Source organism: Clavibacter sp. VKM Ac-2872, assembly GCF_015351105.1.
GTDB lineage: Bacteria > Actinomycetota > Actinomycetes > Actinomycetales > Microbacteriaceae > Clavibacter.
Genome location: NZ_JADKRR010000001.1, coordinates 308099 through 323036, shown reverse-complemented (window position 1 = coordinate 323036; position 14938 = coordinate 308099). Strand labels below are relative to the sequence as shown.

The 14938-nt window shown below is 67.8% G+C and carries 14 protein-coding genes; 7 read left to right on the top strand and 7 right to left on the bottom strand.

Going from position 1 to position 14938, the window contains the following annotated elements:
- Positions 1–128 precede the first annotated feature (128 nt).
- The 4 genes from ITJ40_RS01520 (at position 129) to ITJ40_RS01505 (ending at position 3132) form a co-directional block, all read left to right on the top strand.
- Positions 129–1010, top strand: a complete 882-nt coding sequence (locus tag ITJ40_RS01520; RefSeq protein WP_194665371.1) for an ATP-binding cassette domain-containing protein — start codon at positions 129–131, stop codon at positions 1008–1010.
- Positions 1007–2140 (top strand): ABC transporter permease, encoded by a 1134-nt coding sequence (locus ITJ40_RS01515; RefSeq protein WP_194665369.1) that lies wholly within the window; start codon positions 1007–1009, stop codon positions 2138–2140. The genes ITJ40_RS01520 and ITJ40_RS01515 overlap by 4 nt, the downstream gene beginning before the upstream one ends.
- Positions 2137–2604 carry a hypothetical protein gene (locus tag ITJ40_RS01510; protein ID WP_194665368.1) on the top strand — a complete coding sequence of 156 codons (468 nt, stop codon included), beginning with the start codon at positions 2137–2139 and terminating at the stop codon, positions 2602–2604. Before ITJ40_RS01515 ends, ITJ40_RS01510 begins: the two co-directional genes overlap by 4 nt.
- A gap of 75 nt (positions 2605–2679) precedes the next feature.
- On the top strand, positions 2680–3132 hold the full coding sequence (locus ITJ40_RS01505; RefSeq protein WP_194665366.1) for a DUF805 domain-containing protein: 453 nt from the start codon (positions 2680–2682) through the stop codon (positions 3130–3132).
- 47 nt (positions 3133–3179) lie between these two features.
- On the opposite strand, the gene ITJ40_RS01500 is transcribed toward ITJ40_RS01505, so the two are convergent.
- From ITJ40_RS01500 to ITJ40_RS01490, 3 genes are all read right to left on the bottom strand, one after another.
- On the bottom strand, positions 3180–4109 hold the full coding sequence (locus ITJ40_RS01500) for an Asp23/Gls24 family envelope stress response protein (protein WP_194665363.1): 930 nt from the start codon (positions 4107–4109) through the stop codon (positions 3180–3182).
- 76 nt (positions 4110–4185) lie between these two features.
- A complete protein-coding gene (locus ITJ40_RS01495; RefSeq protein WP_370531962.1) occupies positions 4186–4866 on the bottom strand; it encodes an aquaporin in 681 nt (226 codons plus the stop codon).
- A 265-nt stretch (positions 4867–5131) separates the two neighbouring features.
- Entirely contained in the window at positions 5132–5578 is a 447-nt protein-coding gene (locus ITJ40_RS01490) for an Asp23/Gls24 family envelope stress response protein (RefSeq protein ID WP_194665361.1), read from the bottom strand.
- 270 nt (positions 5579–5848) lie between these two features.
- Between ITJ40_RS01490 and ITJ40_RS01485 the strand changes: the two genes are divergently transcribed.
- From ITJ40_RS01485 to ITJ40_RS01475, 3 genes are all read left to right on the top strand, one after another.
- A complete protein-coding gene (locus ITJ40_RS01485) occupies positions 5849–7120 on the top strand; it encodes an NAD(P)/FAD-dependent oxidoreductase (RefSeq protein WP_194665359.1) in 1272 nt (423 codons plus the stop codon).
- Positions 7121–7193: 73 nt separating this feature from the next.
- Positions 7194–7850 carry an NUDIX domain-containing protein gene (locus ITJ40_RS01480; protein WP_194665358.1) on the top strand — a complete coding sequence of 219 codons (657 nt, stop codon included), beginning with the start codon at positions 7194–7196 and terminating at the stop codon, positions 7848–7850.
- Between the two features lie 44 nt (positions 7851–7894).
- A complete protein-coding gene (locus ITJ40_RS01475; protein ID WP_194665356.1) occupies positions 7895–8995 on the top strand; it encodes a low specificity L-threonine aldolase in 1101 nt (366 codons plus the stop codon).
- Between the two features lie 679 nt (positions 8996–9674).
- Here the strand turns inward: ITJ40_RS01475 and ITJ40_RS01470 are convergent.
- From ITJ40_RS01470 to ITJ40_RS01455, 4 genes are all read right to left on the bottom strand, one after another.
- Positions 9675–10811 carry a BsuBI/PstI family type II restriction endonuclease gene (locus ITJ40_RS01470; RefSeq protein WP_370531961.1) on the bottom strand — a complete coding sequence of 379 codons (1137 nt, stop codon included), beginning with the start codon at positions 10809–10811 and terminating at the stop codon, positions 9675–9677.
- Positions 10808–12271 carry an Eco57I restriction-modification methylase domain-containing protein gene (locus ITJ40_RS01465; RefSeq protein ID WP_194665353.1) on the bottom strand — a complete coding sequence of 488 codons (1464 nt, stop codon included), beginning with the start codon at positions 12269–12271 and terminating at the stop codon, positions 10808–10810. The genes ITJ40_RS01470 and ITJ40_RS01465 overlap by 4 nt, the downstream gene beginning before the upstream one ends.
- Positions 12272–12623: 352 nt before the next feature.
- On the bottom strand, positions 12624–13589 hold the full coding sequence (locus tag ITJ40_RS01460; RefSeq protein ID WP_194665352.1) for a hypothetical protein: 966 nt from the start codon (positions 13587–13589) through the stop codon (positions 12624–12626).
- The gene (locus ITJ40_RS01455; protein ID WP_194665350.1) at positions 13586–14641 is read right to left on the bottom strand and encodes a DUF262 domain-containing protein; all 1056 of its coding nucleotides are present in this window, start codon (positions 14639–14641) and stop codon (positions 13586–13588) included. Before ITJ40_RS01455 ends, ITJ40_RS01460 begins: the two co-directional genes overlap by 4 nt.
- Positions 14642–14938 lie beyond the last annotated feature (297 nt).

Sequence of the window (14938 nt, the reverse complement as noted above, 5' to 3'; positions counted from 1 at the left end):
GATGCGGGCGGTCGCGCCCCCGCGCATCCCGTCCCCCTCGGGGTTCCCCCTCATGGCGGACTCCCCCGCGCACCCCCGCACCTAGCGTGAGCAGCACGGATCACCCACGCCCACCGAGGAGGCCATTCGTGCTCGAAGTCCAGAACGTCACGCGATCGTTCGGGGACCGCCGCGTCCTCGACGACGTGTCCTTCGCCGTGCGGCCGGGGAGGCTGACCGGCTTCGTCGGCGGCAACGGCGCCGGCAAGACCACCACCATGCGGATCATGCTCGGCGTGCTCACCGCCGACTCCGGCACCGTCTCGCTGAACGGCAGCGACCTCGGCACCTCGAGCCGCCGCACCTTCGGCTACATGCCCGAGGAGCGTGGCCTCTACCCGAAGATGAAGCTGCAGGAGCAGATCGTCTACCTCGGCCGCCTGCACGGCATGAGCGCCGCCGACGCGACCGCGAGCACCGAGCGCCTGCTCGAGCGGCTCAGCCTCGGCGAGCGCCGCAACGATCCCATCGAGTCGCTGTCGCTCGGCAACCAGCAGCGGGCGCAGATCGCCGCGAGCCTCGTGCACGACCCCGAGGTGCTCGTGCTCGACGAGCCGTTCTCCGGCCTCGACCCGATCGCCGTCGAGACCGTGCTCGGCGTCCTCACCGAGCGGGCCGCGCAGGGCGTGCCCGTGCTCTTCTCCTCGCACCAGCTCGACATCGTCGAGCGTCTCTGCGACGACGTCGTCGTCATCGCCGAGGGCCGGATCCGCGCGTCGGGCGACCGCGAGGAGCTGCGCGACCAGCACAGCCGCCCCCTCACGGAGCTGCAGATCGCGGGCGACGGCGGCTGGGTGCGCGACGTGCCCGGCGTCGAGGTCGTCGAGTTCGACGGCGGCTACGTGCTCTTCGAGGCCGACGAGGAGGCGCGCCAGCGCGTGCTCGCCGAGGCCGTCTCCCGCGGATCCGTCACGGGCTTCACCCGTCGCCGCCCCACCCTCAGCGAGATCTTCCAGGAGGTCGTCCAGTGAGCACCACCACCGCCACCCGACGGGGCACCGCCCCGACGTTCGCCCAGTCCACGATGCTCGTGACGGGCCGCGAGGTGCGCATGCGCCTGCGCAGCAAGTCGTTCCTCATCAGCACCGGGATCCTGCTCGTCGGGATCCTCGCCTCCATCATCGTGAGCGGCTTCCTCACCGCGAACGGCGGTCCCGGCGGCAGCGGAGAGACGACGCGCGTGGCCGTCGTCGGTTCCGCCCAGCAGGCCGTGTCCGGCGCCCCGTCGCTCGAGGGCGTGCCCGCCGACAGCGTCGAGGACGCGCGGGCGATGGTGCGCGACGGCGACGTGGAGGCCGCGGTCGTCCCCGACACGCAGGCCGACGCCGACGGCGCCGTGCTGGTGATCGGCGACACCTCCGCCCCCGACGGCGTCGTGAGCGCGCTCACCGACACCCCGCGCGTCGAGCTCCTCGACGAGCCGACCACGAACCCCGCCATCGCCTACCTCGTGGCGATCGCGTTCGGCGTCGTGTTCTTCATCTCGGCGCTGACCTTCGGGCAGATCATCGCCCAGAGCGTCGTCGAGGAGAAGCAGACCCGCGTGGTCGAGCTGCTCATGTCGACCATCCCCGTGCGGGCGCTGCTCGCGGGCAAGGTGCTCGGCAACAGCATCCTCGCGTTCACGCAGATCGCCCTCATCGCCCTGATGTCGGGCGTCGGCCTCCTCGTGACCGAGCAGACCGCGCTGCTCGCGGTCGTGGGCCCCGCGGTGATCTGGTTCGTCGTGTTCTTCCTGTTCGGGTTCGTGCTGCTCGCGTCGCTCTTCGCGGCCGCGGCCTCGCTCGTCTCCCGCCAGGAGGACGTGGGCGCCGTCACGGCCCCGGTCACGTACCTCGTGATGATCCCGTACTTCGCGGTCATCTTCTTCAACGACAACCCCGTGGTGATGACGGTCATGTCGTACGTCCCGTTCTCGGCCCCGGTCGGGATGCCGATGCGGCTGTTCCTCGGCGAGGCCCAGTGGTGGGAGCCGCTCGTCTCGCTCGCCGTGCTCATCGCGACGACCGCCGTGGTGGTGGCCCTCGGATCCCGGATCTACAGCAACTCGCTGCTCCGCACCGGATCCCGCGTGAAGCTGCGAGAGGCGCTGAAGGGATGATCGACGCGCTGCAGGACTTCACGGACGGCCTGCCGGAGCTGCTCCGGTGGTTCGGGGTCATGGTCACCGCGATGATCCCGTTCCTCGAGGTCGAGTTCGCGGCCGTGGTGGGCGTGATCAGCGGCCAGCACGTCGCGGTCGCGGTGCTCGCAGCCGTCGTGGGCAACGTCGCGATCGTCGCGCTGATCGTGCTGGTCGCCTCGCGGACCCGCGACCGGCTCACGCGCGACAGCGCGAAGGAGGAGACGCCCCGGCGCGCGAAGATCCGCCGCACGTTCGACCGCTACGGCGTGCCGGGCGTCAGCCTCCTCGGCCCGCTCCTGGTGCCGACGCACTTCACGTCGGCCGCGATGGTCTCCTTCGGCGCCCGCCCGCGCGCGGTGCTGATCTGGGAGACGATCGCGATCGCCGTCTGGGGCGTCGCCTTCGGGGCGCTCGCGGTGCTGGGGCTCATGGCGGTGTGATCCGACCCCGCCCCTCGCCCGCCCGGCCGCATCCGCTCCCCCGAGGATGCGGCCGGGCCCGCGTACGGTCCACGCATGACCGACGCGACGCCGCCCGGAGCCCGCACATCCCTCGAGCTGCCGCTGTACGGCGCGTCCTGGCAGGAGGCGATGCGGAGGTTCTTCCTCAAGTACGCGACCTTCCGCGGGCGCGCCAGCCGGAGCGAGTTCTGGTGGTGGATCCTCACGAGCGTCGTCGGCACGTCCGCCCTCCAGACCCTGAGCAGCCTGAACGCCGACCGCCGCGAACCGCTCGGGGGCCTCGGGCTCCTCGACGAGCTGACCATCACGGACCCGTGGAGCGCCGTCCTCGCGGTGCTCCAGCTGGCGGTCTTCATCCCGTCGTTCGCGGTCTCGTGGCGGCGGCTGCACGATGTCGACCGCAGCGGCACGTGGACGTTCATCAACTTCATCCCGTTCCTCGGGCAGATCGTCTACGTGATCATGACCGCGGGGCGGTCGCGGCCGGGCGGCGCGCGCTTCGACTGACGCCGCGGATCCGCGCGGTCCGAGCACGCCCCCGGACCGACCGCGCGCTAGGCGTGGCTGTCGTCAGCGGCGGTATCGCGAGTCGTCGCCGTGCCGTCGACCTCGACGCGGTCACCCTGCACCTCGACCGTCGCGGGGCCGTCGACCTCGACGCGCGTGGCGCCATCGCCGTCCCCCTCCACGATCACGGTGACCTCGGGCGCGGATCCGGCCTGCTCCGCGTAGGTGTCGAAGTCGGCGTCGGCGGCGTGGCGCTCCTGGGCCGCCTCCTGCGTCTCCTCGACGTCCGCCTTCGCGGAGTCGGCGAGCACGGCGCCCGCGGCCTTCGCGCGGTCGGCCACCTCGGAGCCGATCTCCTTCGCGGCGTCGGCGGCGCGCGATCCGGCGTCCTGGGCCCGGGAGGCGGCGTCGGCGGAGGCGTCCTGGATCCGGTCGCCGGCATCGCGGGCGCGGTCGGCGGCCACGGATCCGGCGGCCTTCGCCTTCTCGAGCCCCTCGGATCCGGCCGCCTTGGCCTTGTCCAGCGCGTCGGAACCGGCGTCCTTCGCCCTCTCCAGCGCGGCTCCCGCGGGCGACTGCTCGTCGTCGAACGGGCCGTGCACGTCGGTCACGCGGATGTTGACCCGCACGTCGCCGGAGGCGATCTGCCGGGCGGCGCGCGCCACCTGCTCGCGCGTCTCGTCGACGACGTCCTGCACGGGCGTCGGGTACTCGACCACGAGGTCGATGTCGATCACCGTCCCGCCGACCTCCTCGGAGACCGTGACGCCGGGGCCGGTGCTCGTGCCGCGGATCGCCCGCGACGCCGCGTCGAGCGCCCGCGCGGCCGTGCCGCCGAGGTGGTGCACGCCCGTGACGCCCGCGGCGGTCTCGGCCGCGGCGACGCCGATGCGCTGCGCGGCCGTCTCCCCCTCCGGGTGCGCGGCGTCGATGCCGGTCAGGTCGATGGGACGGATGGCGGGTGCGGCGTCGTTCACGGCGGTGCTCCTTCGGTGGTGCGGATGCGGATCGGTGGGGTGCGCGGGGTGCGCGCGGCGGGAGCGCGCGAGCGGATCAGGCCGGGACGTCGGCGGCGCGGGTCAGCGCGCGGTGCGCGAGCCCGGCGATCGCGGCGCCCAGCAGGGGCGCGACGATGAACGCCCACACCTGGCCGAGCGCGACGGGCCCGCCGTAGATCGCGGCCGCGATGGAGCGGGCCGGGTTCACGGACGTGTTGCTGACCGGGATGCTGATGAGGTGGATCAGGGTGAGCGTCAGCCCGATGACGATGGGCGCGACGGCCGCGTACGCCTTCTGGCCGGTGACGGCGAGGATCACGGTCACGAAGACGGCGGTGAGGATCACCTCGACGAGCAGCACCGCGCCGAGGCCGAAGCCGCCGGGCGATGCGTCGCCGAAGCCGTTCGACGCGAAGCCCGCGTCCTGCTTCGACGCGAGGTAGCCGGCGGGGCCGTCCGACGCGATGAGCGCGAGGGCGCTGGACGCGAGGATCCCGCCGACGAGCTGGGCGACGACGTAGCCGGGCACCTCGCGCCAGCCGATGCGGCCCGCGAACGCGAGGCCGACGCTGACGGCGGGGTTGAAGTGGCCGCCGGAGATGCCGCCGACCGCGGCGACGCCCGCCATGACCGTGAGGCCGAACGCGAGCGCGACGCCGAGGAACCCGACGCCCGTGGCGTTGCCGTCGTCCGGGAACGCGGACGCGTAGAGCGCGGTGCCGACGCCGCCGAACACGAGGAGGAACGTGCCGAACGCCTCGGCGCCCCAGCGTGCGGCGACGGACGGGCGGTCCCCGGCGGATGCCGCCTTCTGCCCGCGGCCCTGGGCCGGGGTGTCGCGGGGGGGCCTTCGCGGTGGTGGTCGACGTGCTCATCGGTTCGTGTCCTCAGTGGTGCGGATGCGGGTCGTGCGGATGCGGGTGGGTCGGGTCGCGCGGGACGGATGCCCCGCGCACGGCGACGGGACCGGGTCGTGCCCGGTCCCGTCCGCGCGGGCGCTGCTACTGGACGCGGCTCTTCTGGTCGTCGTCGTCCTTGTCGTCCGACGGGATGTGCACGTCGGAGACCGTGACGTTGACCTCGGTCACGTCCATGCCGACGACCTGCGAGATCGCGTCGGTGACGGACTCGCGGATCCGGTCGGCGAGGTCCTGCAGCGCGACGGGGTACTCGGCGACGACGACGATGTCCGCGGCGACCTGCTTCTCGCCGACCTCGACGGAGATGCCCTGGCCGCGGTCCTGCTGGCCGATGACGTTGCGGATCGCGCCGACGGCACGCGCGGCGCCGTTGCCGAGGTCGTGGACGCCGGGGACCTGGCGGGCCGCGATGCCGGCGACCTTCTCGATCACGCCGTCGGCGATCGTGTTCTTGCCGGAGGCGGAGTCGGCGGGCGTGTGCTTCGCGGCGGCGCGGCTGGAGGCGGTGGCGGGGGTGACGTCGGTCATGTGGTGCTCCTGGTGCTCGGTGGCGCGGTCCCGGATGCGGGTCGCGGTGCCGGCTCGATGACCGGCACGTCAAGGAGACGGGCAGGGCCCCCGGCCCGTCCCGGACGTCCAGCGTTCCCTCAGGCGCGAGGCACCGCCGTTCGCTGCGCGGCCACCTGGCGGCATCCGGCGTGCGCTTTCCGGCCAGGACCGGGAGGCGCGGCGGGATGCGTGGCGGACCGGTCCTCGGCCGCCGGCCCCGATGTCGCCGGGCAGGCCTAGGTTGAGCCCATGACCGATGCCTCCGGCACGACCCCGCACCACGACGTCCTCGTCATCGGCGGGGGGAACGCCGGGCTCTCGGTCGCGGGACGGCTCCGGCGGTACGGCGTCGACGACGTGGCGGTCATCGAGCCGCGCGACACGCACTACTACCAGCCGATGTTCTCGCACGTGGCGGGCGGCACCGCGCGGGCGTCGCGGGCCACCCGGCCGCAGGGCTCCGTCACGCCGAAGGGCGTCACGTGGATCCAGGACCGCGTCGCCGGCATCGACCCGGCGGCGAAGACGGTCGCGCTCGAGTCGGGCCGCCGCGTCTCCTACGGCCAGCTCATCGTGTGCCCCGGCATCCAGAAGGACTGGGATCGCGTCCCCGGCCTCGCGGAGGCGATGGCGTCGCCCGTCGGCATCTCCAACTACGAGCACCGCTACGCCGCGAAGGCCTCGCGCGTGCTGCGCGACGTGCGCTCCGGCACGGTCGTCTTCACGCAGCCCGGCGGCCCGGGGACCTGCTCGGGCGCGTCGCAGAAGCCCATGTACCTCGCGTGCGACCACTGGCGCGCGATCGGCGTGCTCGACGACATCCGCGTGGTGCTCGTGGTGCCCACGCCGACCCTGTTCGGCATGCCGCTCATCGACGCGGAGCTCGAGCGCAAGGTCCGCGAGTACGGCATCGAGGTGCGGTACGGGCGCGAGCTCGTGGGCGTGGATCCGGTCGCCCGCACCGTGGAGATCGCCGGCGACGCCCGTGCCCGCGCGCTCCTCGGGCCGGACCACGCCGCTCGCGCCGACGACGACGGCGTCGCCGAGCGCGAGACCATCGCCTACGACGTGCTGCACGCGGTGCCGCCGCAGTCCGCGCCCGACTGGCTCGCGGGCACCGGCCTCGCGGCGCCCGGCGACGCGGGCGGCTTCGTCGAGGTGGATCCGCTCACCCTCCGCCACCCGCGCTTCCCCGACGTGTGGGCGCTCGGCGACGCGGCGGCCACCACCAACTCGAAGTCCGGCGGCGCGCTCCGCCAGCAGACCACCACGGTCGCGAAGAACCTCGTCGCCGCTCTCCAGGGCAAGCCGCTGCCGCAGGTCTACAACGGGTACTCGGTGTGTCCCTTCGTGGTCTCGCGCTCGACCGTGGTGTTCGCGGAGTTCGACGACCGGTACCGTCCGAAGCCCACCATCCCGGGCTGGACGGGCCTCGCGAAGGAGCGCCGCATCACGTTCCTCGCCGACCGGTACGTGCTCCCCTGGGTCTACTGGAACCTGATCCTGCAGGGCCGCGCCTGATCACCGCCGTCCGCCGCGCGGATCCGCCCTCGGACGGACGCGCGGCCGGCGGGCGCCCCGCGAGGATGGCCCCATGACGCGCCCCGGTGAGACCGTGCCCGACTCGAGGGGCCGCACCGGCCTCCACCTCCGCGGGACGGACCTCGACCGCAACCCCGACGTCGTCGTGAAGCGCGTCGAGGTCACCTCCGACGGCTGGCACGTGCTCCGCCGCACCACGCTCGACCTGCGGCTGCGCGACGGATCCTGGCAGGAGCAGCAGCGCGAGACCTACGACCGCGGAGACGGCGCGACCGTGCTCCTCTACGCCGCGGACACGCACCGGATCCTGCTCACCCGCCAGTTCCGCTTCCCCGCCTACGTCAACGGCCACCCCGACGGCATGCTCGTCGAGGCGGCGGCCGGCCTCCTCGACGCGGACTCCCCGGAGGATGCGATCCGCCGCGAGGCCCGCGAGGAGCTCGGCGTGGAGGTCGTCGCGCTCACGCACCTGTTCGACCTCTTCATGAGCCCCGGATCCGTGACCGAGCGCGTACACCACTACCTCGCGTCGTACACGCCGGCCGATGTCGAGGGCGCGGGCGGCGGCGTCGCCGAGGAGGGCGAGGACATCGAGCGCATCGAGGTGTCGCTCGACGAAGCCCTCGCGATGGTCGCCGACGGCCGCATCGCGGACGGCAAGACGGTGATCCTGCTCCAGCACGTGGCGCTGCACGGGTTCCCGGCGTAGGGGCACGGGCACGGGCGCGACGGCCGGTAGGCGAGGATGGGACCGTGACCGACGCCGACGCCGCATCCCCCGCCTCCCCCCTCCGCCTCCACGACACCGCCGCTCGCGGGTTCGCCTCCGACAACTACTCCGGGATCCACCCCGAGGTGCTCGAGGCGATCGCGGCCGCGAACGGCGGGCACCAGGTCGCGTACGGCGGAGATGCCTACACGGCACGGCTCCAGGAGGTCGTGGGCGAGCACTTCGGCCGCGGCGCCGAGGCGTACCCCGTGTTCAACGGCACGGGCGCGAACGTCACCGGGCTCCTCTCGATGCTGCCGCGCTGGGGCGCGGTGATCTGCGCGACCACCGCGCACATCAACACGGACGAGGGGGGCGCCCCCGAGCGCGTCGGCGGCATCAAGCTGCTCCAGGTGCCGACCGACGACGGCAAGCTCACGCCCGAGCTCATCGACCGCGAGGCGTGGGGCTGGGGCGACGAGCACCGCGCGCAGCCGCTCGCCGTGAGCATCACGCAGACCACGGAGCTCGGCACCGTCTACACGCCGGCCGAAGTGCGGGCGATCGCCGACCACGCGCACGCGCGCGGCATGCGCCTGCACATGGACGGCGCCCGCCTCTCGAACGCGGCGGCCACGCTGGACGCGCCGTTCCGCGCCTTCACGTCGGACGCGGGCGTCGACGTCGTGAGCTTCGGCGGCACCAAGAACGGCCTGCTCTACGGCGAGGCGATCGTCGTCCTCGACCCCGAGGCCTCCGAGGGGCTGACCTACCTCCGCAAGCTCAACATGCAGCTCGCCTCGAAGATGCGGTTCGTAAGCGCGCAGCTGCTCGCGCTCCTCGGATCCGAGGTCGACGGCGTGCCGCTCTACCTCCGCTCCGCGCGCCACGCGAACGGCATGGCCGCGCGCCTCCGGGCCGCGCTCGACGGCGTGGAGGGCGTCGAGTTCACGCAGGAGACCCAGGCCAACGGCCTGTTCGCGATCCTCCCCGAGGGCGTCGCGGACCGCCTCCGCAGCGAGTTCCGCTTCTACGACTGGGACCCGGCCCGCCGCGAGGTGCGCTGGATGTGCTCCTTCGACACCACCGAGGACGACATCGACCGGTTCGCGGCGGCGATCCGCCGGGAGGTCGGGGCGGGGTAGTCAACCCCGTACCCGACGAGTCAGTTCCTCGCTCGAGGTCGTGCCCGGTGGTTACGCGACGGGTTGTGCGGCTTCGCGGCCGAGTGTGCGTTGGTCCTGCAAACCTCACCGGGCGGGGAACCGCACGAGGGACAGGCATGCGACAGGTCCTCCACATCCAAGAGATCGCGCTCCATGTGTAGAAGGCGTCGGTCGTGACCGCGGAGGCGTCCAGGATCGCTTGCTCGACCAGCGCGCGGTTGCGTTTGAGGAACTTGTAGAACGCTCTCGGGTCGGTCCGGGCCGTCATCGCTTCCGGGAGCCGTAACAACAAGTGGCGTTGGAGGACGGGAAACGGTCGGGCCCCCGATATCTCCGTTCAGCAACGCGATTCCCTTTGCACGGGCCCGAGCGATGTGCAGCATCTCGACGGAGGGCAGCTCTAGATGTGTCGAAGCGGCGGCAAGGACGGTTTTCTGCAAACCGGTGGTTACACGGTCTGCGACAGCCTGCTGGAAATTGAATCCGTTGCCGAAATAGATGCGCATGTTCTCCGGATCCATGCGCATGCTCTGACCGATGTAAGCCCACTTCTCGTCTTGGCAGTCGGTGCGGAACACGTATCAGACGGTGTCGGCCGCCACTCGAGCCCTCATGTGCGTCCCCCTGTTGTCGACGACGATGGCTGCCCAGTCTGGTCCTAGACCGGCGGGCGGGAGATCAGGGTGAGGGCCGCCAGGTGCGCCGGGGTAGGCGGTTGTTCAATGGTGCGCCACACCAGTTCGCTACCAGGGTCATCGAGGAACCAGGCGTAGGTGTCGTTAGCAAGGTCCTTGAGCCGACGACGAGCGGCTGGGTGGTGCCGAGACTCGAACGCGGTGAGGAAATGGCACTGGTTTGGTGGGATGCCTTGCTGATCAGCCCAATCGAGGAGCAGCTGCTTTCGGGGCTCGTCGATGGGCCCATCTGTCGCGACCGCCTCGATGACCCAGAACTGAAGCGGTTCGGCCTCCGTGTCAACGAGGAGCGCGTCAGGTAGAAGCTTTCCGGGGTCGATGTCGATGCCGATGGTTTGGAGCGAGCGCCTGTCGGCGAGGTAGATCTTGTCACCGGGCTCGGAAATGGTGAGAACGAGGGGTGCGCGGAGCTTGTTCCTCGCCCATTGCTCCACGACACCCTTGAGGATCTCGGAGGCGAGGCCTGGTTCGAGCTGACGGGTGTCGCCAGTAGGCAGGTTGACGTAGACGGCGTCGATGGTGCTCGAGCGGCGCCGAGCTCCCATTGCCCGGAGACGCCCCGTGGCGCTGAGGTGCGTGGCGACCCAGTAATCAATCTGCGTCTCGAGCGCCTCGCCTTCGAGGTCCGGGTCGAAGAGATCCGCGAAGGCGCTCTCCAACGCCCACCTCGGGAGAGAACTGGATGTGGGAAGGCCACCGCGGGTGAGGACAGCACCGTTCTCACGCCACTTGGGAAGAGTTTCGTCGCGCAGCGTCTCACGGGTGTTGTCCGCGTAACGCGGGTTCCCGTCGACGCCCCAGGTCGAGAACAACGTTTCGACACGCTTCTTTCCACCCAGCGCGGCCTCATACCAGGCATCCCGTTGCTCGTCCGAGCCGTGTTCGAGGGCCGCGTCGTTCAGCCACATCACCATCGAAGGTCGCATCCACCGTTGGGTGTCGGCATCAGGGTCGTGGACGGCGCCGAGATAGATCATCGCGGCGACGGCGGCGGCCGCGAGTGGGCTGCTGAAGACGGTGTCGAATCCTTCTCGAGGGAAGATACGTTGCAAGCGGTCAGCGCACAGCTCGACCGGTACGACGGGCAGAAACGGGCTCACGAAACTCCAGCCGGCCGGTAGGCCTTTGCGATTGCCTGATCTAAGGCATCCCCGTCGAGTGCGTCCCATGAGATGAGGGTGTCGGCGGCGGGTAGGGGCAGAGAACCCAACTCGTAGGAGCTGACGGCCACAGAACCGGAGATGCAGCGCATTAGCCGGTCGAAGGTTGGACTATTGAGCACACGCGTAAGCGTCGACTGCGACAGCAGCGGGTCACTCCTGGATGGGCGGAGCACATTTACGTGGTTCTCGACGACGATTGCGCCGCCGAGCTCATCCAGCTTCGCCTGAGTCAGCTCCGCGACCAGCAGACGACGGGGCTGCTCCGGCGCGGTCGTGCGCTGCACCAACACCGCCGGTGTAGTGAGAGTGTTCACACGCCGATCGTTGTCATCGCGCATGTCGAGGAAGCGCAGCGAGTCACGCGAGCCGTCGCGGTGCACACGACCACCGTCCATGTCTGCCGCCCACAGGACGAAGACACGCCCGGAGGCCTTACGCGCATGAAGCTCCGTCCGCCGCCGGTTCCATACAAGAGGCCCCGTCGACGCGTGCCATCCTGCTGCTTTCAACGTCAGCGGCAGCGAGCTAGCAGCGGCCGCCAGGGCGGCGTCGGACGCTTCGCGCGGAAGCAGCCACGGACTTGACGAGCGCGGTGATGGCACCGACGCCACTGATGACACCTTCCCGCCCGTGATCCGCTCAATCGTGACCCTCCGTGAGTTCGCGGTCGAGAACACCGCGAGACAAGTCTCCTGCAGCACGCCGCCGAACACGCCGGTGCGTTCTTGAACGAACGCGACCCGGCGAAGCGGAGTCCGGTGACTGATCTGGTCACGCAGCCGATGAAAGTAGAGCCCCGATGTGAAACTCGTGGGCACAAGGGCCGCGACCACGCCCTTCGGAGCGACGTTCCGCGATGCAGCAGCGAGGAAGAGGGAGTACAAGTTCGCGTGACCATAGAGACTGTCCGCGAACAGGGCGCGTTGCTCGGTCGACAGACGCTGGCGGCCGTATGGCGGATTCATGATCCATGCAGTCGCTGAAGAGAGCTTCGGATCCAGACCGTCCCCGACGTGTGCCAGCGCTGGCAGGGGTCGACGTCGCGCTGGTGCAACGCGGGCGAGCGTCGGCAGCATCTCCGCGGCTAGCACCACACTCGCGATGTATGCCGCCCACGGATCCGTGTCAATACCCTCCACCACCTGCGGAAGGGACGCCAGCACGAGCGTCGGGTCTGCATTCGCCGTCGCCTTCAGGTGCTCTCGGAGGACCGGCACGAGCAACGCGCCAGCACCGCAGGCGGGATCCCTGATGAGCCCAGGAAGCGGGCGCGGATCGATTCCGAAGCCCAGGGCTTTGCGAGCCATCAGCCACAGCTGCGCGGCAAGGCCCTCCGGCGTGTAGTGGCGGCCGTGGATACTGCGCTCTCGTGCATCCAGCGACTCGACGTAGGTCACCCCAAGCGCATACGCGTCCTGACTTTCAGACAGATTCTCATCTGGAGGCAGCTGCCCGGGAGCGACAGTATCGAGCGCTGCGTCGAGTTCGGACCACTCCGCGCCCAGGCCGGCTCTGTCCACGCGTCCTCGCCACCACGGCCGGAGACTGGCCAGGACCGCTTCGGTTCGCGAAGCAGCCACTGTGAGCTCAGGCTGAGGCAGCGCGGTATCAGTGGCCCAACTCATGGCCGAAGACTACCGGTCGGCGACGCTCCGGTTGCAGCCGAATCGCGCAAGTAGGGTCAATCGCACATCCGACTGAGCTGCAAGCGAGCGAGTCAGATCACCGACTCTCCAGGTCAGACCACTATCAGATTAATCGCGCATTAGGCATATCAGCGGCGTCAAAGCCGCTCGGTAAAATAACTTCCACCGGCAAAAGAACAACTGGCGCCTTCGCTTTTCTCAAGGCAACCTTGACGGCCGCAGCTTTCGTGTCAATCAAATACTGAAGAACCGTCGCATACGGAGAAAGATCAAGAGGATGTGAGCCACGGGCCTCGCGACCACGTTTCAACAGAGGGGCGAGAGCTGATATTTGGACTTTGCATGAGCCCAAAAGCGTGTGCAGCGTTTGGGCAAGTCGCCTCATATCTTCCGGAAGCTCCTGTTCGCTGAACTCGCGACTGAGTACCTTTATGATCTCCGAAAGTTCTATGGTGAGAGGATCCTCCCGCGCCAAAAACCGATTTCCAGTCTCCGTCAGTTTAACCGCCTCGACAATCGACACCTCGGCCGCCTCAAGCGTCGCTCGGACTTGCGCGGCCACTCGCTGCGTGCCCCAACTGACAGTATTACTTTTGTAGGTCAAATCATGGGTCGCGATAGACCACGCGTGTTGGAGGTAAGTCTTTATTTGCACTTCAAACTGTACCGCATTTATCGGCGCGGTCTCCATGCCGGGTGCGACTCGTATGCGACAGTACAATCGCGTATGATCAAAAGGGAAGCTAAAAGCATCAGACAGGGCTTCTTTATCGGTCAGCGGCTTCCTACTAACTTTTTCAAAGAGTCCCTCCACTTTTTTCTCAGCACCCGCTAAGTCGGCCATGGTCGGAACAACTATTGTACACGCGAAAAAGTCGGGAAGGTCAAGAGGATCAAACTTACCTGTTTCAACCTTAAGTGCAAAACTTTCTAACAGCTTTATGCGTCCCTCGTAATGCCAAGTTGCGGGTATAACGGCCTCGATTATGGTTTTAGCCCTGGCTTCGACTAACTGCTGTAGCTCGAGCTGATCGTCAAAGCTTTTACGCAAGGACTGAACGATCTTCATGCACTAAATTTCGGATTTAGGAACTCGGACAGAGCAGCGAGACGAGCAACGCGCTGCTTATAATCTGTGGTGGCGCCGCGGGCGGCACTTGCATATCTTTGGAAGACTGTAAGTTCATCCGCTAGCTCGGTGACAGGCTCCTCCGCCCGATCAACGCTGGTCATGAACTCCGCATATGCGCTTGCAAGTAAGTCCGGCTCGGGACGTAGCTGCGTAAGAACGAGCCAAGACCACAACGTATAAAGACTCGCAAACGAACTTGCATGAGTAGATACTGTTTCGGCTACCTCATCAAGCCTCCCAATGTATTCCGCCAGTTCATTAAAGTTGACACTGAACTCGTCGGCGGAAAATCCAGCGGGGGCATTGTCTTGATCGTCGTAATCGGCGTAGAAATTATTGATGACGTCTTGATCAAATCCGATAGTATCCCTGGTAATTAGTACAATCATCAGTTCCGAGATAAATTGCACGTCCTGCATGCGGCGCGAGCGTCCCGTGGTAGAGACCTTTAGGCGACGCCAGACTGGGCGCTCAGCCTCTGACTCCGCAAAGGACACGAACCAGCCGCTATAGCGCGAGTGGCGGATTTCTTGCGGTAGCAGTTTTCGGGAGTTCTGGTTTAGGCGACCAAAAACCTCATTCACGACCGCCGGCTCGATCGAGTCAAGCATTTCCACAGTAAATTCGTAGTCCCAAAATGTGCGGCGCAAATCGGCCTCACCCTCTAAATCACGCCACTTCTTGTTGGCAAGTCGCGTATCCCCGATTGTATCCTTGATTGGTAGGGCATTCGCCACAAACATGAGAACGGTTTCCAACCGCTGCTTGCCGTCAATCACGTGATATGTTGCATTACCATTATCGTCGATATCCTTATGCAAAAATATTGCAGGACTTGGATAATTATTGAAGATGGTATCGAGAAAATATTGCCTGTCTGACCGAGTCCAGACGCTCTTGCGTTGGTATGAAGGATCCAAATCAAGTCGACCTTGACCGTTGATATCAAGAAACCACGTAAGGTCCTGAGTTGTAAGTCGTCGTTTCATTGATGTTCCTTATCGGTGCAGTTGTCCATGGCGAGACGGAGGGTCGATGGGGGCTATAGCGAGCAGCGCTACGAAGCATGCTTCGTTGGAGATCATGACGGCCGAGGCCGTCGCTGAGAAGTTGGACCGTGAGTGCCTCAAGGCAAGTTCCCCTCTCATGGCCCGCGCGACAGCGTTGCTGCTCTGCGCTGCCATCGTTTTACGGGTACTCCGCACAAGGATCATCTTGGCGATCAGTCGCGAGGTGGCCACTGACGGCGTCGGCATTGTTACCGAACTAGGGATCACGTTACTGCC